The organism is Aeromonas sp. 2HA2 (assembly GCF_029237345.1).
In the GTDB taxonomy this organism is placed as follows: Bacteria; Pseudomonadota; Gammaproteobacteria; order Enterobacterales; family Aeromonadaceae; genus Aeromonas; species Aeromonas salmonicida.
Genome location: NZ_JAACGB010000004.1, coordinates 237589 through 256090 on the forward strand (window position 1 = coordinate 237589; position 18502 = coordinate 256090).

16 protein-coding genes are annotated in these 18502 nt (G+C 59.1%); 11 read left to right on the forward strand and 5 right to left on the reverse strand.

All coding sequences use genetic code 11. From position 1 onward, the window contains the following. Positions 1 to 40 precede the first annotated feature (40 nt). From GWQ29_RS08595 to GWQ29_RS08620, 6 genes are all read left to right on the forward strand, one after another. Positions 41 to 1462: a carbon starvation protein A gene (locus GWQ29_RS08595; protein WP_021139957.1), complete on the forward strand. Its 1422-nt coding sequence runs from the start codon at positions 41 to 43 to the stop codon at positions 1460 to 1462. A 287-nt stretch (positions 1463 to 1749) separates the two neighbouring features. Continuing rightward, complete coding sequence (locus tag GWQ29_RS08600; protein WP_005314799.1) at positions 1750 to 2088, forward strand: DUF3302 domain-containing protein; 339 nt, start codon at positions 1750 to 1752, stop codon at positions 2086 to 2088. 3 nt (positions 2089 to 2091) lie between these two features. Continuing rightward, positions 2092 to 3129 (forward strand): HlyD family secretion protein, encoded by a 1038-nt coding sequence (locus tag GWQ29_RS08605; protein ID WP_021140936.1) that lies wholly within the window; start codon positions 2092 to 2094, stop codon positions 3127 to 3129. Between the two features lie 101 nt (positions 3130 to 3230). Further along, positions 3231 to 4991 carry a DEAD/DEAH box helicase gene (locus tag GWQ29_RS08610; RefSeq protein ID WP_275919215.1) on the forward strand — a complete coding sequence of 587 codons (1761 nt, stop codon included), beginning with the start codon at positions 3231 to 3233 and terminating at the stop codon, positions 4989 to 4991. A 106-nt stretch (positions 4992 to 5097) separates the two neighbouring features. Next, entirely contained in the window at positions 5098 to 6543 is a 1446-nt protein-coding gene (gene dacB / locus GWQ29_RS08615; protein ID WP_265461872.1) for a D-alanyl-D-alanine carboxypeptidase/D-alanyl-D-alanine-endopeptidase, read from the forward strand. A 444-nt stretch (positions 6544 to 6987) separates the two neighbouring features. Next, entirely contained in the window at positions 6988 to 7251 is a 264-nt protein-coding gene (locus GWQ29_RS08620) for a GrxA family glutaredoxin (RefSeq protein ID WP_005314790.1), read from the forward strand. A 60-nt stretch (positions 7252 to 7311) separates the two neighbouring features. On the opposite strand, the gene GWQ29_RS08625 is transcribed toward GWQ29_RS08620, so the two are convergent. Beyond that, positions 7312 to 7524, reverse strand: a complete 213-nt coding sequence (locus GWQ29_RS08625; RefSeq protein ID WP_275919216.1) for a DUF1653 domain-containing protein — start codon at positions 7522 to 7524, stop codon at positions 7312 to 7314. A gap of 392 nt (positions 7525 to 7916) precedes the next feature. On the opposite strand from GWQ29_RS08625, the gene GWQ29_RS08630 reads away from it, so the two are divergent. After that, entirely contained in the window at positions 7917 to 9131 is a 1215-nt protein-coding gene (locus GWQ29_RS08630) for a pyridoxal phosphate-dependent aminotransferase (protein WP_005314784.1), read from the forward strand. 65 nt (positions 9132 to 9196) lie between these two features. On the opposite strand, the gene GWQ29_RS08635 is transcribed toward GWQ29_RS08630, so the two are convergent. Continuing rightward, complete coding sequence (locus tag GWQ29_RS08635; protein WP_275919217.1) at positions 9197 to 10672, reverse strand: YfcC family protein; 1476 nt, start codon at positions 10670 to 10672, stop codon at positions 9197 to 9199. 162 nt (positions 10673 to 10834) lie between these two features. After that, positions 10835 to 12028 carry an enoyl-ACP reductase FabV gene (fabV, locus tag GWQ29_RS08640; protein ID WP_021140931.1) on the reverse strand — a complete coding sequence of 398 codons (1194 nt, stop codon included), beginning with the start codon at positions 12026 to 12028 and terminating at the stop codon, positions 10835 to 10837. 353 nt (positions 12029 to 12381) lie between these two features. Between fabV and GWQ29_RS08645 the strand changes: the two genes are divergently transcribed. Beyond that, positions 12382 to 13680 (forward strand): methyl-accepting chemotaxis protein, encoded by a 1299-nt coding sequence (locus GWQ29_RS08645; RefSeq protein WP_275919218.1) that lies wholly within the window; start codon positions 12382 to 12384, stop codon positions 13678 to 13680. A gap of 201 nt (positions 13681 to 13881) precedes the next feature. Here GWQ29_RS08645 and GWQ29_RS08650 read toward each other — a convergent pair whose 3' ends face one another. After that, on the reverse strand, positions 13882 to 14079 hold the full coding sequence (locus GWQ29_RS08650) for a hypothetical protein (RefSeq protein WP_265422279.1): 198 nt from the start codon (positions 14077 to 14079) through the stop codon (positions 13882 to 13884). A gap of 95 nt (positions 14080 to 14174) precedes the next feature. Further along, a complete protein-coding gene (locus tag GWQ29_RS08655) occupies positions 14175 to 15071 on the reverse strand; it encodes a DMT family transporter (protein ID WP_275919219.1) in 897 nt (298 codons plus the stop codon). Between the two features lie 112 nt (positions 15072 to 15183). Between GWQ29_RS08655 and rsxA the strand changes: the two genes are divergently transcribed. From rsxA to rsxC, 3 genes are all read left to right on the forward strand, one after another. Further along, the gene (gene rsxA, locus GWQ29_RS08660) at positions 15184 to 15765 is read left to right on the forward strand and encodes an electron transport complex subunit RsxA (protein ID WP_005310657.1); all 582 of its coding nucleotides are present in this window, start codon (positions 15184 to 15186) and stop codon (positions 15763 to 15765) included. A 4-nt stretch (positions 15766 to 15769) separates the two neighbouring features. Then, entirely contained in the window at positions 15770 to 16333 is a 564-nt protein-coding gene (rsxB, locus tag GWQ29_RS08665; RefSeq protein WP_275908740.1) for an electron transport complex subunit RsxB, read from the forward strand. Positions 16334 to 16347: 14 nt separating this feature from the next. Further along, a partial coding sequence (gene rsxC / locus GWQ29_RS08670; RefSeq protein ID WP_275919220.1) for an electron transport complex subunit RsxC occupies positions 16348 to 18502 on the forward strand: 2155 nt, incomplete at its 3' end.

Genomic DNA, 18502 nt, shown 5'->3' on the forward strand with positions numbered 1-18502 from the left:
GGCTGCGCACACCATAAAATAACAATGCAGGAGCGTAGCAATGATCTGGTTCTTCCTCTGTGTCGGCTTACTTGTCGCCGGCTATTTTATTTACGGCAAGTTCATCGAGCGGATATTTGGCCCGAAACCCGAGCGCGCCACCCCCGCCATCACCATGGCTGACGGGGTGGACTATGTGCCCATGTCGGACAAGAAAGTCTACCTGGTGCAACTGCTCAACATCGCCGGCGTCGGCCCCATCTTCGGCCCGATCCTCGGCGCCCTCTATGGTCCGGTCGCCATGCTATGGATCGTATTCGGCTGCATCTTTGCCGGTGCGGTGCACGACTACTTCTCCGGCATGCTGTCGGTGCGCGCCAAGGGCGCCTCCGTACCGACCGTGGTCGGTGAACATCTGGGCACGGTCGCCAAGCACTTCATGAACCTGTTTGCGGTCGTGTTGCTGATGCTGGTAGGCGTGGTCTTCGTACTGAGCCCGGCGGGCCTGCTGGCCAACCTCACCTCCACCGATCTGGTCTACTGGATTGTGGCGATTTTTGCCTACTACATCCTTGCCACCATAGTCCCCATCGACAAGATCATCGGTCGCTTCTATCCCATCTTCGGCGCCCTGCTGGTGTTCATGTCGGTCGGCCTCATCATAGGTCTCATCGTCTCCGGCAAAGGCTTCTACAACACAGGGATGGACTTCTCCAACCTGCACCCCACCGAGCTGCCGCTGTGGCCGCTGTTGTTCATCACCATCGCCTGTGGCGCCGTCTCCGGTTTCCATGCCACCCAGTCGCCGCTGATGGCGCGCTGCATGCAAAACGAGAAATCCGGCCGCTTCATTTTCTACGGCGCCATGATAGGTGAAGGGGTCATCGCCCTTATCTGGTGCACCCTGGGACTCTCCTTCTACGACAGCACAGAGGCGCTCAACGCCACCATGGCCAGCGGCGGCCCGGCGGCAGTAGTGCATGAAGTGTCCACCAGCCTGCTCGGCACAGTGGGCGGCATACTGGCTATCCTCGGCGTGGTGATCCTGCCCATCACCTCCGGTGATACCGCGTTTCGCAGCGCCCGCCTGATTGTGGCTGACTTCCTCAACCTGACCCAGAAACCCATGGCCAAGCGTCTGCTCATCGCCATCCCCATGTTCATCCTTGGCTTTATCATCTCCAAGGCGGAGTTCGGGGTGATCTGGCGCTACTTCGGCTGGGCCAACCAGACCACGGCCGTGATCATGCTGTGGGCCGCGGCGGCTTATCTGGCCAAAGAGGGCAAGCTGCACTGGGTCTGCACCATTCCCGCCATGTTCATGACAGCCGTGGTGTTCACCTATCTGGCCAATGCCCCCATAGGTTTCGGGCTGGAGATGGGTATTTCCACCGTTATTGGCCTGGCATCCACCGCCGCCATTACCATTGCCTTCCTGCTGAAATACCGCCCGACTCTGGTCAGCAACCCAGGCGAAAGCTGAACATAGCGCTGCAAATAAAGGGGGAGCCAAATTGGCTCCCCCTTTTTCGATCATCCGCGGCGGCTGGCAAGCACAAACAGGCGGCCTGTGTCACCAACCAAACGCGCACCTTTTCGCTCGTAAAAATGAGTCCTGCATCAATGTTTAATTATTCCATCCTGCTTAAGCTTCGATACAAGATCAGGCTGTAAAATCCCGTCGCATCCCGGATAAATATGTGATCTTTAATTGCTTTATCTAAAATTGAATCCAATGATTGGTTGTGCATCAAACCTGTGGAGACACCCATGTTCCTTGATTATTTTGCCCTTGGCCTGCTCTTCTTTGTCGGGCTGGTCATGTTCTACGGGATCATAGTGATCCACGATATTCCTTATGAAATAGCCAAACACCGTCAGCACCCCCATCAAGATGCCATTCATGTGGCTGGATGGGTCAGTCTGTTTACCCTACATGTGCTCTGGCCCTTCCTCTGGATCTGGGCCACCGTCTATCGTCCTGATCGCGGCTGGGGCTTCAACCAGCGTCTGCAACAGGATGAAGACGAGATACAGCTTCTCAAGCAGGAACTCGCCGATCTCAAGGCACGCATCGATACCATCCAACAGACTGAACAACAGGGATAAATCATGGACCTGCTACTGATCCTGACCTACACGGCCCTGTGTGTGGCCGTGTTCAAGATTTTTCGCATCCCGCTCAACAAGTGGACTGTGCCCACGGCAGCGCTGGGTGGCGTGCTCATCATCGGCACCCTGATAATGCTGATGAACTACAACCACCCCTACTCCGAAATGGCCCGCAACTACTACGTCTCCACGCCGATTGTTCCCCTGGTGAAGGGACGGGTCGTCGAGGTACCGGTACAACCCAACCAGCCGGTGAAAAAAGGCGACGTACTGTTTCGTATCGAGTCCGAACCTTTCCAGTTGAAGGTGGATAGCCTGAGTGCGCGACTCGACGCCAACCGTGAACACCTCAAATCCATCGAGGCCAGACTGCGTTCTGCCAGACTGGACAGGGATCGCGCCAGTGACTTGATGCGGCGGGGAGTTGGCAAGCAGCGGGATCTCGATGTCACGCAAGCGAATGTGGACGACATAGTGGCCCAGATTGACCAGCAAAAAGCCACCCTGGAAGATCTGCAAGCCCAGCTGAACGAAGCAAAATACCAGCTGGCACAGACAGTGGTTTATGCCCCCAGTGATGGCCATGTGGTGCAGCTGGCCCTGCGCCCCGGCATGATTGCCACCCCTTTCATGTACCGCCCCGTGATGACCTTCATCCATAAAGACGATACCGCCTATGTCGGCTGGTTCTGGCAAAACAGCATGCAGCGTCTGGCAATCGGTGACGAGGCCGAAGTGGTGATCGATGGTATCCCCGGCAGGATCTTCAAAGGCACTGTCACCGCCGTGGTGCCGGCTATCGCCGCCGGCAATGTCCAGGCCAATATTGGCCTGCTGGATCAGACAACAGCGGTGCGTCCGGGTCGTCTGCCTGTGGTCATCTCCATCACGGATCCCGAGTGGCACAAGTATCAGGTGATCGCTGGCGCCAGTGGTCAGGCCGCCATCTATACCCAGCACTTCCACCATGTTTCCGTGATGCGCAAGGTGCTGCTGCGCATGGCAAGCTGGATGAACTACGTCTTCCCCTTCCATTAATCAGAATAAGGGATCCCAGCGGGCCGGCATCATGCCGGCCCGCTGTTTTTGTGGCGCCAAGATCCCTATAATAGCGCCATCCTGCACCACATCCGTTCCCCATGTTTGTTCTCAGACCCTATCAAATCGACGCCGTCAACGCCGTCATCAGCCACTTTCGTCGGCATCCTGACCCTGCTGTGGTAGTGCTGCCTACCGGCGCGGGCAAGAGCCTGGTGATCGCCGAACTGGCCCGCAAGGCCCGTGGCCGGGTGCTGGTGCTGGCTCACGTCAAGGAGCTGGTGGAGCAGAACCACGCCAAGTATGAAGCCTGGGGGCTCAAGGCCGACATCTTCGCCGCGGGTCTGGATCGCAAGGAGGCCAAGGCCCAGGTGGTATTTGGCTCGGTACAATCGGTCGCGCGCAATCTGGATGCCTTCGATGGCGCCTTCTCGCTGCTGATCATCGATGAATGTCACCGGGTGTCGCTGGATGACGAGAGCCAGTACCACCAGGTGTTGGGCCATCTCAGAGCCAGCAATCCGGCCCTGAAAATCCTCGGCCTCACCGCCACGCCTTACCGCCTGGGGCTGGGCTGGATCTACCGGCGTCACTATCACGGCATGGTAAAGAGCCATGGCGAGCGTCTGTTTGGCGATTGCGTGTTCGAGCTTCCCTTGCGCTTCATGGTGAAAAATGGCTACCTGACGCCGCCGCGGCTCATCGACGCCCCCATAGTCCACTACGACTTCAGCAAGCTGGTTGCGCGGGAGAGTGGCCTGTTCAGCGAGGCGGATCTCAACGGCGAGCTAAAACGTCAGCAGCGGGTCACCCCCCATATCCTGAGCCAGGTGCTGGAATATGCAGCTGACCGGCAAGGGGTCATGATCTTCGCCGCTACCGTCGAACATGCTGGTGAGATCCAGGGGCTGCTGATTGCAAAATCCCAGACGGCGGCCCTCATTACGGGCGAGACACCGGGCCCGGAGCGCGATGCACTCATCAGCGCCTTCAAGGCGCGGGAGATCAAGTTTTTGGTAAATGTGGCTGTGCTCACCACAGGTTTCGATGCTCCCCACGTCGATCTCATCGTCATGTTGCGTCCCACTGAGTCGGTGTCGCTCTATCAGCAAATCGTGGGCCGCGGCCTGCGCCTCTCACCAGGCAAGGCCGATTGTCTGGTGCTCGATTACGCGGGCAACAACTTCAACCTGTTCGCTCCCGAGGTGGGTGAGCCCAGACCCCACGCCGGCACCGAGCCGGTACAGGTGCCCTGCCCGGCTTGCGGTTTTGCCAACACCTTCTGGGGCAAGACTGATGAAGAAGGCAAGGTGATTGAGCACTACGGCCGTCGCTGTCAGGGGCTGTTTGAAGATGACGAGGGCCACCGCGAGGAGTGTGACTACCGCTTTCGCGCCAAGGTATGTCCCGCCTGCGGTGCCGAAAACGACATCGCCGCCCGCCGCTGCCAGAGCTGTAATCAGCTGTTGGTGGATCCGGACGACAAGCTCAAGGAGGCCCTCAATCTGAAAGACTGCATGGTCATTCGCTGCGCCGGTCTCACCCTCACAGCGGGCCGTGGCAAACAGGGGGAGCGGCTGGAGGTGACCTATCACGATGAGGATGGTCTTACCCTGATGGAGTACTTCGGTTTTCACTCCCCGGGTGCACGGCGCTTGTTTCAACAGCGCTTTGTGCGTCATCATTGGCCCGCCCCGGGCCTGGAGCCGGAATTCACCACTCTGGAGAGCGTGCTGGCCGCATCAAACCAGTTTCGTCACCCCGACTTTGTCATCGCCCGCAAGTCAGGTCGCTTTTGGCAGGTGAAAGAGAAAATTTTTGATTATGAAGGCCGGTACCGCGCCGCCAATGCCCTTGGCTGAGCACGGCTCATACCTTGCAGCGATAGGCTGGCCGGTGAACGTAAACATAGTGATTATCAGGGTGGGTAGCGCACTACCGACCCCCTTCGTTAAGTTAGAGGATCTTATGCAGCGGCTGTTGATTGGTTTTTGTGCTCTGTTTTCCACACTTGTTCCGGCTCTGGTTCAAGCCGCCACGCTGACGCCGCCCAAGGGGGGCCAGTACGCCATCATAGTGCAGGGCAATGGCGGCATAGAGTTCGCCCGCAATGCCGATGACATGATAGCCCCCGCCTCCACCATGAAGGTGCTCACCGCCCTGGCGGCACGGCTCGAGCTCGGTGCCGACTTCCGTTTTGCCACCGACATTCAGGCCCAGCCTGGTGCCAAACAGGGGGATGCCATCAATGGCGACATCTGGATCAACTTCGTCGGCGACCCCACCTTGTCACGGATGGATCTGCTGGCCCTGTTCAAGCAGCTCGGCGTCAACCGCATCAAGGGCAATGTCTACGTCAATACCGGCGCCTATAACGGGTACGAGCGCGGTAACGGCTGGTCCTGGGGGGATCAGACCCTCTGCTTCGCCGCCCCCGTCTCCTCTGTCATCATCGACAAGAACTGCGCCTACGCCACCATTACAGCCACCCAGATTGGTCGCCCCGCCACCGGCAACGTCGCCACTGGCGTGCCCATCGGCATTGGCACCGACAGGGTGGAGGTGATGAGCTATGGCGACATGGCGCGTCAGTTCTGCGCCCTGGAAGTCGACATGGCCAAGGGCAACTTCTATGAGCTCAAAGGCTGCATCACCCCCAACAAGGAACCCCAGGGGCTGCGCTTTGCCATCCACGACGTGGAGGCCTGGGGCTGGGACAACATCCGCTGGGCAATGGACAGAGCAGGCATAGCACACGAAGGGCTGCTTCAGGTCACCCACAAGGCACCAGGCAGTGCCGAGACCCTGGGTACCCATTACTCTGTCTCATTGCCCATCATGCTCTCCAAGATGCTGAAGAAATCGGACAACCTCTACGCCGATACCTTCCTGAAAACGGTAGGCCGCCACTACTACAACAAGCCGGGCAGCTATCGCAGCGGCACCATGGCGGTACGCGCCATCCTGACCAAGCAGGGCATCGACCTCGGCAATGCCACCCTGGCCGACGGCTCCGGCCTCTCTGCCCATAACCTCATCAGCGCACGCCAGATGCTGTCTGTGCTCAACTTCATCCAGAAAAATGATGCCGAACTCGGTCTCATCAAGTTGCTGCCCAGCTCTCAGGTGGATGGCACCCTGGCCTGGCGTCGCAGCGTTACCGCCCCCATGATGAAAAACCGGGTGCATGCCAAGACAGGCACCATCACGGGTACCTCCAATCTGGCCGGTTTTATCGACACAGTCGGTGGCCAGCGCAAGGCATTTGTCATGTTCCAGCGCGGCCTGTCGCAGGACCCAGCCACCCACGAGCGCTACCGTGCCAGCAAGGCACCCTGGCCCTGGACCGTATTTGAAAAAGGAGTGCTGGAGAGCATCTACCAGCAACAACCCATCCAGATCATCGAGCAGTAATGTGGGGAGCCACCTTGCCAGCAAGGCGACTCTTATGCCCTGAACAAGGCTCGAGAAAGGAGTGCTGGAGAGCATCTACCAGCAACAATTCATCCGGCTCATCGAACAGTAATGCGGGGAGCAACCTTGCCAGCAAGGCGACTCTTATGCCCTGAACAAGGCTCGAGAAAGGAGTGCTGGAGAGCATCTACCAGCAACAATTCATCAGGATCATCGAGCAGTAATGCGGGGAGCCACCTTGCCAGCAAGGCGACTCTTATGCCCTGAACAAGGCTCGAGAAAGGAGTGCTGGAGAGCATCTACCAGCAACAATTCATCCGGCTCATCGAACAGTAATGCGTCGGCCTATCGGAAATGGCGAATGGTCATATCGACAATTTGCACTTTGATCGGTACCGAGGCAGGGCTATGCTGTGCCCTGCCTCAATTCAACGGAGAGAGAAGATGTTTGCAGTGATTTTTGGTCGTCCCGGTTGCCCCTATTGTGTCCGTGCCAAGCAGATCGCCGAGCAACTGGTTGAACAGCGTGACGATTTCAATTTCCGTTACGTGGATATCCACGCAGAAGGCATCACCAAGGAAGATCTGGCCAAGAGCGCCGGCAAGCCGGTCAATACAGTGCCGCAAATCTTCCTGGACGAGCAGCACATCGGTGGCTGCACCGATTTTGAAGCCTATGCCAAAGAGAACCTGGGTCTCTACCAGTAAGCTCTACCCCATAGAAAAAAGGCGCCGATGGCGCCTTTTTTTATGGTGAAAGTGACAGACTCAACCCCCCATCGACGTGAAGCGGCTCACCACCTGCCCTTGATGCTCGATCCACTCCATGAACATGGCCACAGGGCGGGCATAGACGACCCCATCCTGCTCGGATTGGTAGACCACCAGCTGCTCCCGGGTTTCGGTGTGCAGGGCCAGGGTGAGCACCTGATAATAGCCACCCTTGAAGTGGCGATAACGGCCGGGCGCGGGTGCATGCATGGACATACCTCTGTGAGTGCGGGCTCGATGAACAAAAGAAGGAGAAAGCCGCAGACCCTGTTGTCTGCGCCCTCTTTATTATTCGCTGGCACGGGCGAGACGGCGATTTAGAGCCCAAGCCAATCGTGCCATTGGATGCGAATATTTCAACACAGTCGGGTAGCTTTGTTAATCAGCCCCTCATCTTTCACTAGTGAACCTCGGGTTACACAAACGATCGTGCTGAATTTAACGTTTTAGCAACCCTGTTTTAAGGCTAAAAATCAGGGAATTCTACTAAAAAGAAGATTGTTCTAGCATTCAATTCTGTGAAGAATAGGGGAAAAGAAATTTGATACTAAAAATCGCCTTTTTCGCCAACGCGTCCCCACGGGGAAGGAAGCACACTCACCATGTTCACTATCGACAAGTCGCACAAGCTCGACGATGTCTGCTATGACATTCGCGGCCCGGTGCATAAAGAAGCGCGCCGTCTCGAAGACGAAGGCCACCGCATCATCAAGCTCAATATCGGCAATCCGGCCCCGTTCGGTTTCGATGCGCCAGAAGAGATCATCAAGGACGTCATCCTAAACATGCCGCTGAGCCAGGGCTACTGCGACTCCAAGGGGCTGTTTTCTGCCCGCAAGGCGGTGATGCAGTACTACCAGCAAAAAGGGATGCGCAAGGTCGACATCGACGACATCTATATCGGCAATGGTGCCAGCGAGCTCATCGTGATGGCCATGCAGGCGCTGCTCAACAACGGCGACGAGATGCTGGTGCCCTCCCCCGACTATCCGCTCTGGACCGCGGCGGTGACCCTCTCCGGTGGCCATGCGGTGCATTATCGCTGTGATGAAGGGGCCGACTGGTATCCGGATCTGGATGACATCCGCGCCCGCATCACACCACGCACCCGTGGTCTGGTGCTGATCAACCCCAACAACCCGACCGGCGCCGTCTACGGCAGCGAGTTCCTGCTGGAAGTGATCGAAATAGCCCGCCAGCACAACCTCATCATCTTCGCCGACGAGATCTACGACAAGATCCTCTACGACGACATCTCCCACACCAGCGTCTGCACCCTGTGTGACGATGTGATGGTGGTGACCTTCAACGGCCTCTCCAAGGCCTACCGCGCCTGCGGCTTCCGTCAGGGCTGGATGGTCATCACCGGTCCCAAGGGCCGTGCCAAAGGCTACATCGAGGGGCTGGAGATGCTGGCCTCCATGCGACTGTGTGCCAACGTGCCCATGCAGCACGCCATCCAGACCGCCCTTGGCGGCTACCAGAGCATCAACGAGCTGATCCTGCCGGGCGGTCGCCTGCGCAAGCAGCGGGACAAGGCGTGGGAGCTCTTGAACGAGATCCCCGGCGTCTCCTGCGTCAAACCCAAGGGGGCGCTCTACATGTTCCCGCGCCTCGATCCCAAGGTGTACGACATTCGTGACGACCAGAAGATGGTGTTCGACCTGCTGCAGCAGGAGAAGCTCTTGCTGGTGCAGGGTACCGGCTTCAACTGGCCGGCGCCGGATCACTTCCGGCTGGTATTCCTGCCCCGGGAAGAGGAGCTGGAAGAGGCCATCGGCCGTCTCGCCCGCTTCCTCAAGGGCTACAAGCAGTAAGCAAGGCTCATGAAAAAGGCTCCCGCAGGAGCCTTTTTGTTGTCTGTCGTTTTCTATCCGTACCATCAGCCGTGCAGCAGGGCACCGGCCACCAGCACTGCCATTGTGATGAGGGCCACCCCGACGATGAAGGGCAACACCCAGCGCACGAAGCGATCGTAGGGGATTTTGGCCAGCGCCAGCCCCGCCACCAGATGGGCTGCGGTGGGAGCAAACAGGTTGATCCAGCCGGAGGCGGATTGATAGGCGGTGATCACCAGATCCCGCGAGATGCCGGAAAAATCCGCCAGCGGCCCCATCAGCGGCATGGAGACGGTCGCCAGCCCCGAGGTTGAGGGAATAAAAAAACTAAGAATGATGTGCACCAGATAAGCCATCAGGATGAACACCGACGAGGAGAGACCGGTCACCAGCCCTTCGGCCCAGTGCAAAATGGTGTCTATGATGACGCCCTGCTCCATCACCACATAGATGCCACGCGCCACCGCCACCACCAGCGCCACCCCGATGAGATCCCGCGCTCCGCTCAGGAAAGTCGCCACATAGTTGGACTCGGGCATCCGGTTGATGAGCGCTATCAGGATGGAGGCGCTGAAAAACAGGGTGGAGAGCTCGTCAAACCACCAACCTAGGGTCGGCAGCAGGTCTATCCCCAGATCCGACCAGGGCACCACCGCATAGATCATCAGCAGGAAGGTGCCAAAGAACACCAGCATGGTGAGCTTCTGCTTGCCGGTAAAGGCCGAGTCGCTGCGCTTCATCTGGGAGAATTCATCGTCATAGACGATGTCCGCCAACACGGAGCGGGACTTGTCCTGCTGCACCTGCTTGGCGTAGCGCATCACGAACCAGGAGGCGAAGATCACCAGCAGCAGCCACTGAATGACCCGCAGGCCAATCCCCTCCCCGATGGGAATGCCGGCAAAACCGGAGGCGATACCGGTGGCAAACGGGTTGACGGTGGAGGCGAGTACCCCGACGCCGGAGCCAAGCAGGATGATCCCCGCCGCCACCATGCGATCGAAGCCCGCCGCCATCATGACGGGCACGATGAGCGCCCAGAAGGCCACCGTCTCTTCCGCCATGCCGAAGGTGGAGCCGCCGAGGGCAAACAGAGCGATCAGCACCGGGATCAGCAGCCGCTCGCGCCCGGCGAAGGTGCGCACTATGGCCCCCACACCCGCATCCAGCGCGCCGCTTTGCATGGTCACCGCCAGAAAGCCGCCGATGATGAGCACGAACAGCGCCACGTCGGCCGCCTTGTGAAAGCCCTGAATGGGTGCCTCGAGCACCTCGAACACCCCTTGCGGCTGGGAGGGCAGCTCGGTATAGCTGCCGGGCACAGGCAGCAATCGCTCATCGCCGCTGTAATCGGCCACTGTGGCGGCCGCAACCGGCTGCTGGCTCTTGGCGGTGACATAGTCATATTTGCCCGCTGGCAGCACCCAGGTGAGGGCCGCCATCAGAGCGATGATGATGAACAGCAGTGTGTATACGGTGGGGAGTTGGCGCTTCTTGGGCGCCTCATGTGGGGTGGTCATAGCTTCCATTCCTCGGCAGCGCCGTCATGTGATCCGACAGCGCAAGATTAGCGGGTTTGATATGGGGAAAAGGTGATCGCGGATAATAAAATTTCGTGATTTCACCAGATTGTTGACAAAAAAACAGGGCCCCGCAGGGCCCTGTTTTCACCTGAATCAGACTCAGAGCTCAACCACGTCGAATTTCACGTCCGGGTTCACATCAGCCTCGTAATCCACCTCGGCCAAACCGAAACCGAACAGGCGCAGGAATTCCTGCTTGTAGCCGGTGTAGTCGGTAAGCTCGGAGAGGTTCTCGGTGGTGATGGAAGGCCAGAGATCACGGCAGGTCTGCTGCACGTCTTCACGCAGCTCCCAGTCATCCATGCGGATGCGGGCCTGCTCGTCCAACGCCAGCTCTTCCCCATAGAGACGGGTGCGCATCATGCGGTAGACCTGCTCCATGCAACCTTCGTGGATGCCCTTCTCCTTCATGATCTTGAAGGCCATGGAGATGTAGAGCGGCATCACCGGAATGGCAGAAGAGGCCTGGGTCACCACGGATTTCAGCACGGCCACGTGAGCGGTGCCGCCCTTGGCAGCCAGATCGCCACGAATGGCGGTGGCGGCACGATCCAGATCTTCCTTGGCGCGGCCCAGGGTACCGTGCCAGTAGATGGGCCAGGTCAGGTCGGTGCCGATATAGGAGTAAGCCACGGACTTGGCGCCGTCGGCCAGCACGCCTGCATCGCGCAGGGCCGCCATCCACAGCTCCCAATCCTGACCGCCCATGACGGTGATGGTGTTCTGGATCTCTTCCTCATTCGCCGGCTCGACGGTGGCGGTGATGATCTGATCCTTGTTGGTATCGATGGCGGTGGTGGTGTAGGTCTCGCCGATGGGTTTCAAGGCTGAGCGCACCACTTCACCGGTATCCGGCATCTTGCGTACCGGCGAGGCCAGGGAGTAGACCACCAGGTCAATCTGGCCCAGATCGGCCTTGATAAGCTCGATCACCTTGGCGCGGCATTCGTTGGAGAAAGCATCGCCGTTGACACTTTTCGCATACAGACCCGCCTCTTTGGCGGCCTTGTCGAAAGCGGCGGAGTTATACCAGCCCGCAGTCGCCGTCTTGGTTTCGCTGCCGGCTTTTTCGAAGAAGACGCCTATGGTGGCAGCGCCGCTACCGAAGGCAGTGGCAATCCGGGAGGCCAGACCATAACCGGTGGAAGCGCCAATCACCAGCACCCGCTTGGGACCATTGGCAATCATGCCCTGCTCCTGGGTGTAAGCAATCTGACGACGAACATTGGCTTCACAGCCGACCGGGTGAGTGGTGGTGCAGATAAAGCCGCGAACCTTGGGTTTGATAATCATAGAGGGGTCTCGACACCGTTAAATGGATGAAATCGGGGCATAAGATACCTCATCTTGCCGCCCTAGGGTGCTCTGATGTGTTGGACTGCGGGGAAAATGAACAGATCCACGGTATCCGCACGGCCAAAACCGGGCCTGCGCCAGGGGGATGGCGCTGGAATAAGCCCGGGCATGAGGCCTGTACCGGCCGTACACTCGAGTCTGCTCACCCCGATGGTGACCAGAATAAATAAAATAAAAACAGATAATTACCCTCCATACCCGCGCCATTGGACAAATATTCTGTACTAGTATTCAGCCGGTCGACTATTGTCACGAGAAGTCTCACAAGGGTCTCACGGAGGAGCTCCACCATGTTTTGGAAACGTAAGCACAGCAATGAACAACGCGAGCAAGAGGCGGCACTGGCGGAACTGAGCGCCTTCGAACAAGCCATTCAGTCCCGGGTACCCTATATCCAGTTCACGCCGGAGGGCGTGGTCACCTTCGTCAACGATCTTTTTCTCGATATCGTGGGCTATCAACGCGAGGAGGTGGTAGGCAAACACCACAGCGCGCTCTGCTTCCCGGAAGATGTCAGTACGCCCGATTACGAGCTGTTGTGGAGCGCTCTGCGCAACGGCGAGTTTCGTAATGGCCGCTTTATTCGCCAGGCGAGGTCAGGCAAAGCCCTCTGGCTGGAAGCCACTTACTTTCCCATCATTGTTGATGGCAAGGTCATCAGGGTAGCCAAGGTCGCCTCGGACGTAACCCAGCAGCAATCATCCCTGGAGCGGACCCAAGCCCTGCTGGCGGCGCTGGACAAGTCACTCGCCGTCATCGACTTTCAGCCGGATGGCACCGTCATCAACGCCAACCAGAACTTCCTGCACTGTTTCGGATACCGGCTGGATGAGGTGGCGGGCAAGCACCACAGCATGTTCTGTGATGACGAGTTTTATCGGAAAAACCCCAACTTCTGGCGAGATTTGGGCTCGGGAAATATCCAGTCTGGTCTCTTCATGCGCCTTGGCCGCCACGGTGAAAAGATCTGGCTGGAAGCCACCTACAACCCCATCTTCAACCACGAAGGCAAGGTGATCAAAATCATCAAGCTGGCGAGCAACATCACTGAGCGGGTCGAAAAATCCATCTCGGTGCGCGAAGCGGCGCAAAAAGCGTGCGCCATCGCTGGTGAAACAGTGTCGAGCGCCGCCAAGGGGCGCGAGGTGATCGACAAGGTGCTGAAGACCTCGTCGCACATCAACACCTCGGTCAACGAGGTCAGCAGGCAGATTGAGAACCTCAACCAGCAATCGAAAAGCATCGAATCCATCATCTCGACCATCAGCGGTATCGCGGATCAGACCAATCTGTTGGCACTCAATGCCGCCATCGAGGCGGCCCGGGCCGGTGAGCAGGGTCGTGGCTTTGCCGTAGTGGCGGATGAGGTTCGCCAACTGGCTGCCAGAACCTCCAGCTCCACTGGCGAGATCATCTCTGTCATCAAGCTCAACTCGGACATCACTTCCAGGATAACCCAGACCGTCTCTGTGGTCTCTGACAAGGCCATGGCGGGCCAGGAGCAGGCCAGCATCATTGCCACCGTCATCAAGGAGATCATCGAAGATGCCAACTCCGTCTCCGCCACGGTCAAGGACTTGTCCATCTGATAAGGAAAGGCGACGCATGGCAACAAGCGGCGGGGAGCCGTCGCTTGTTCCATTCTGTAGAATGGTTGTCCGCAAGGTGACACAACCGTATGGCGGCGCAGAGGGCCGTATTGATGTGGGCGGCAAGAGTGTGGCGAGCAAGGGGTGAGCAGGCACTATGCCCTCGCCCATCCCCGGCGTTTGAGATACCAGACCCGATACTCAGCCTTCCCCCTTCATGTAATGGCGAGCCGCTTCGTCGGCCTGCATCAGGGTGGCCTCCCACAATTCAGCGATCAGCAGCCCCTCCTCTCCCACCGCTGCCTCCTCCAGTGCTTCCAGCGACCTGGCATCGTCCAGCGTAAAGGGATTATGGGTCAACAGGGCCTGTGCCCTGGTCAATAACATCATGCTGTTCATCGGCATTCTCCCGGATAAAGCCTGGCCAAGGTGATGAGCGACACACACCCTTTGACTGTGCTGACTCTAGTCCATCGATCAGCCTCCGGGATAGATCAGCTGTCGGCGATAACCGGCTCACGCACTTTGCGCCGAGCGGGCAGCTGGCCCACGACAATCCCCAGCAAGACGGCGCCACAGGCAAGCCATTGCAATGGCGTCAGAGTTTCACCGAGCAGCAGATAGGCCAGCAACAGAGTGAAGACCGGAATGAGGTTCACATAGGCCGCCGCCAGGGTCACCTTGACCTGGGTCACCGACCAGTTGTAGAGCAGGTAGGCTCCGAGCGTCACAAAGGCGCCAAGAAAGACGATGACCGCCATGTCCTGCCAGGCCCAGGCGGTGGGCCAGGGTTCGCTGAAGGCAAAGGGGGCAAAAAAGAGGGTACCGACGAAGGCCTGCAGCGCAGTCAGGGTCAGCACGCTATAGCGGCTGGAGAGCTTCTTGAAGACCACAGAATAGGTGGCAGCGCACAGCATGGCCGCCATCTCCAGGCTGTTGCCGAGCAAGGCGTTGGGGGCAAACTCATCCACGCCGCTACCCAGCCCCAGCAGGGCAATGCCGATGATGGCGATGGCAAAGCCGAGCAACTGGCGGCGACTGACCCGCTCCTTGAGCAGCACAAAGGCCACCAGGGCTACGATGAGCGGCAACAGGGCACAGACCATGCCCGCCTGACCGGCACTGGTGTAACGCAAGGCATTGACCTCCAGCAGGAAGTAAAGGCAGGGCTCCAGTCCCCCCATCAGGGCCAGCCAGCGCCAATCCCCCTTTTGATAGGTGAAATTGCCCAGATAGCGGTAACAGAGCAGCCAGCAGAGCGCCGCCACACTCATGCGCATGAACAGCACCTGACCGAAACCCCAGATCCCCAGCACGTGCTTGAGGGCGATAAAGGAGCTGGACCAGAGCAGCATTGCCAGGGTCAGGGTAAAAATGGGTAAAGGGCGCACATTTCCTCCATGAAATTGGCCATTTGAATAATAACCATGTGGCCTTGCGGTTGTTTAAGGAGACCTAAAATCAGATAATACCGCCGCCTTCAAACCGGATAACCCATCTCCCATGACTGAGTACCTGCTTTTATTGGTCAGTACCGTGCTGATTAACAACTTCGTGCTGGTGAAGTTTCTCGGCCTGTGTCCCTTTATGGGCGTCTCCGGCAAGCTGGAGACCGCCGTCGGCATGGGTCTGGCAACCACCTTCGTGATGACGCTGGCCAGCGCCAGTTCCTATCTGATGGAACACTATATCCTGATCCCGCTGAACATCGCCTACCTGCGCACCCTTGCCTTCATTCTTGTGATCGCCGTCGTAGTGCAGTTCACCGAGATGGTTATCCGCAAGAGCAGCCCGACCCTCTATCGCCTGCTGGGCATCTTCCTGCCGCTCATCACCACCAACTGCGCCGTGCTGGGGGTGGCACTGCTGAGCATCAACGAGCGTCACAACTTCATTCAAAGCATCATCTACGGATTTGGCGCAGCCGCAGGCTTCTCGCTGGTACTGATACTGTTTGCCGCCATGCGTGAACGCCTGGTGGCGGCCGACGTTCCCACTCCGTTTCGCGGTGTGTCGATTGCCATGGTCACCGCCGGCCTGATGTCGCTGGCCTTTATGGGCTTTACCGGCCTGATCAAGATATAGCGCTATGACTCACATACTCTTTGCCGTTCTGGTACTGGCCCTGCTGGCCCTTGCCTTCGGAATCATTCTGGGCTTTGCCGCCGTCAAGTTTCACGTGGAAGCCGATCCCATCGTCGATCAGCTTGACGCCCTGTTGCCGCAAACCCAGTGCGGCCAGTGCGGTTACCCTGGTTGCAAACCTTATGCCGAGGCGCTGGCCAATGGCGATCAGATCAACAAGTGTGTGCCCGGTGGCGATGCCGCCATGCGCAAGATAGCCGACCTGATGGGGGTCGACCCTCAACCGCTGGGCAGTGCCGAGGCCGCCATCCCGGTCAAGAAAGTCGCCTTCATCCATGAAGATCAATGCATCGGCTGCACCAAGTGCATCCAGGCCTGTCCGGTCGATGCCATCGTCGGTGCCACCAAGGCGATGCACACCGTCATCACCGACGAGTGCACCGGCTGCGATCTCTGTGTCGATCCCTGCCCGACCGACTGTATCGAAATGATCCCTGTGCCGACCACGGTCGACAACTGGAAATGGGATCTGGCCAGCGTCGCCATTCCGGTCAAGATAGTGGAATAAACAGCGGAGTAACCATGCAGCATCTGCTCGAACGCATCAAAGCCGGCACTCTGTGGGATTTTCACGGCGGCATTCACCCTCCCGAGAACAAGCACCAATCCAGCCTGACACCCGTGGTGGACGCGGGTCTGCCGCCCCAGCTCATCATTCCGGTGCGCCAGCACGCAGGGCCGGCCGGCGATCTGCTGGTGCAGATCGGCGACAAGGTCAAGAAGGGTCAGCCGCTGACCCGCTATGACAAGGGCCGCATAGTGCCCGTGCACGCCTCGACCTCGGGCACCATCACCGCCATCGGCCACCATACTGTGGCGCACCCCTCGGGTCTCGATGATCTCTGCATCACCCTGACGCCGGATGGGGAGGATACCTGGGGTGAGCACCAGGGCAAGCCAGACTACTGGAATCTGGATCGAGGCGAACTGCTCGAGCGCATCCAGCAGGCCGGCATTGCGGGTCTGGGCGGCGCAGTGTTCCCGACTCACAGCAAGCTGGACGGCCGCGGTCAGCTCACCGAGATCCTGATCGTCAACGGACTGGAGTGTGAGCCCTACATAAGCACAGATGATCGTCTGATGCAGGAGTATGCCGACGAGATCATGGATGGCATCCGGGTGCTCAAGCATCTGCTCAAACCCAAATTGACCCTGATAGGGGTGGAAGACAACAAACCCGCTGCCATTGCCGAACTGACCCGCCACGCCACCGATGAGGACGTGCTGGTCAAGACGGTGCCGACCAAGTACCCTTCGGGCGGTGCCAAGCAGACCATAGAGCTGCTTACCGGCCGTCAGGTGCCCAAGGGTGGGCGGGCGGTGGACATGGGCATCATGGTGCTCAACGTGGCAACCGTGTTCGCCATCAAGCGCGCCATCATCGACGGCGAGCCGCTCATCTCCCGCATCGTCACCCTGACTGGTGACGCCTTCAAGAAGCCAGGCAATGCCTGGGTACTGCTGGGCACGCCAGTGCGCTGGCTGTTGCAGCGTTTCGAGCTGCAACCCGAGGCGGACCAGAGGGTCATCATGGGAGGCCCCATGATGGGCTTCACCCTGCCCCACGCCATGGTCCCCGTGGTCAAGGCCACCAACTGCCTGCTCTCCCCGACCCGTGCCGAGCTGCCGCCCCCCGGTCCCGAGCAAGCCTGCATCCGTTGCAGCGCCTGCGCCGATGCCTGTCCGGCCAATTTGCTGCCCCAGGAGCTCTACTGGTACAGTCGCGCCAAGGAGTACGACAAGGCCGAAGGGCTCAACCTGTTCGACTGTATCGAGTGCGGCGCTTGCGCCTGGGTCTGCCCCAGCCAGATCCCCCTGGTGCAGTACTACAAGATTGCAAAGGATGATATTCGCGAGGCCCGTGCCGAGGCCGAAAAAGCCGAGCGTGCCAAGCAGCGTTTCGAGGCCAAGCAGGCCCGCTTCGAGCGGGAAAAAGCGGCCCGAGAAGCCCGCCATGCCGAGGCTGCGGCACAGCGCCGCCAGGCCATGACGGCCAGTGGAGGGGAAGATCCCGTCGCTGCCGCCCTCGCCCGCATCAAAGCAAAGCAGGAAGTCACGGCCAGCGCAGTTGGCGAGCAGCCAGACAACAGTGCCATGATTGCCGCCCGCGAGGCGCGCAAGCAGGAGGCCCTCGCGCGGCGCGCCGCCAAGGCCGCCAGCAGCGGTGAACCCGCTGACGTTGCCGCCGTCTTTGCACCAACGCCAGAGACGCAGGATCCGAAAAAGGCCGCTATCGCAGCAGCCCTTGCTCGTGCCAAGGCCAAGAAGGCCGCGCAAGCTTCGGATGAAAACATCGCCAAGCCCGAGGCTATGGCTAACGAGGCCCAGCCGCTCAGCGAACCCGCACTGGCGACTGCCGAGGTCGACCCCAAGAAAGCAGCCATTGCCGCTGCCATCGCTCGGGCCAAAGCCAACAAGGCCGCTCAAGCTGCGGATGAAAACGTCGCCGAGCCTGAGGCTATGGCTCACGAGGCCCAGCCGGTAAACGAACCCGCACCGGCGACTGCCGAGGTCGACCCCAAGAAAGCAGCCATTGCCGCAGCCATCGCACGGGCCAAGGCAAAAAAAGCCGCGCAAGCGGCGGATGAAAACGTCGCCCAGCCTGAGGCTATGGCTAACGAGGCCCAGCCGGTAAACGAACCCACACAGGCGACTGCCGAGGTCGACCCCAAGAAGG

Coding starts and splice junctions, on each gene's coding strand:
- GWQ29_RS08595 (WP_021139957.1), top strand. CDS start 41: ATGATCTGGTTCTTCCTCTGTGTCGGCTTACTTGTCGCCGGCTATTTT.
- GWQ29_RS08600 (WP_005314799.1), top strand. CDS start 1,750: ATGTTCCTTGATTATTTTGCCCTTGGCCTGCTCTTCTTTGTCGGGCTG.
- GWQ29_RS08605 (WP_021140936.1), top strand. CDS start 2,092: ATGGACCTGCTACTGATCCTGACCTACACGGCCCTGTGTGTGGCCGTG.
- GWQ29_RS08610 (WP_275919215.1), top strand. CDS start 3,231: ATGTTTGTTCTCAGACCCTATCAAATCGACGCCGTCAACGCCGTCATC.
- dacB (WP_265461872.1), top strand. CDS start 5,098: ATGCAGCGGCTGTTGATTGGTTTTTGTGCTCTGTTTTCCACACTTGTT.
- GWQ29_RS08620 (WP_005314790.1), top strand. CDS start 6,988: ATGTTTGCAGTGATTTTTGGTCGTCCCGGTTGCCCCTATTGTGTCCGT.
- GWQ29_RS08625 (WP_275919216.1), bottom strand. CDS start 7,524: ATGCATGCACCCGCGCCCGGCCGTTATCGCCACTTCAAGGGTGGCTAT.
- GWQ29_RS08630 (WP_005314784.1), top strand. CDS start 7,917: ATGTTCACTATCGACAAGTCGCACAAGCTCGACGATGTCTGCTATGAC.
- GWQ29_RS08635 (WP_275919217.1), bottom strand. CDS start 10,672: ATGACCACCCCACATGAGGCGCCCAAGAAGCGCCAACTCCCCACCGTA.
- fabV (WP_021140931.1), bottom strand. CDS start 12,028: ATGATTATCAAACCCAAGGTTCGCGGCTTTATCTGCACCACCACTCAC.
- GWQ29_RS08645 (WP_275919218.1), top strand. CDS start 12,382: ATGTTTTGGAAACGTAAGCACAGCAATGAACAACGCGAGCAAGAGGCG.
- GWQ29_RS08650 (WP_265422279.1), bottom strand. CDS start 14,079: ATGAACAGCATGATGTTATTGACCAGGGCACAGGCCCTGTTGACCCAT.
- rsxA (WP_005310657.1), top strand. CDS start 15,184: ATGACTGAGTACCTGCTTTTATTGGTCAGTACCGTGCTGATTAACAAC.
- rsxB (WP_275908740.1), top strand. CDS start 15,770: ATGACTCACATACTCTTTGCCGTTCTGGTACTGGCCCTGCTGGCCCTT.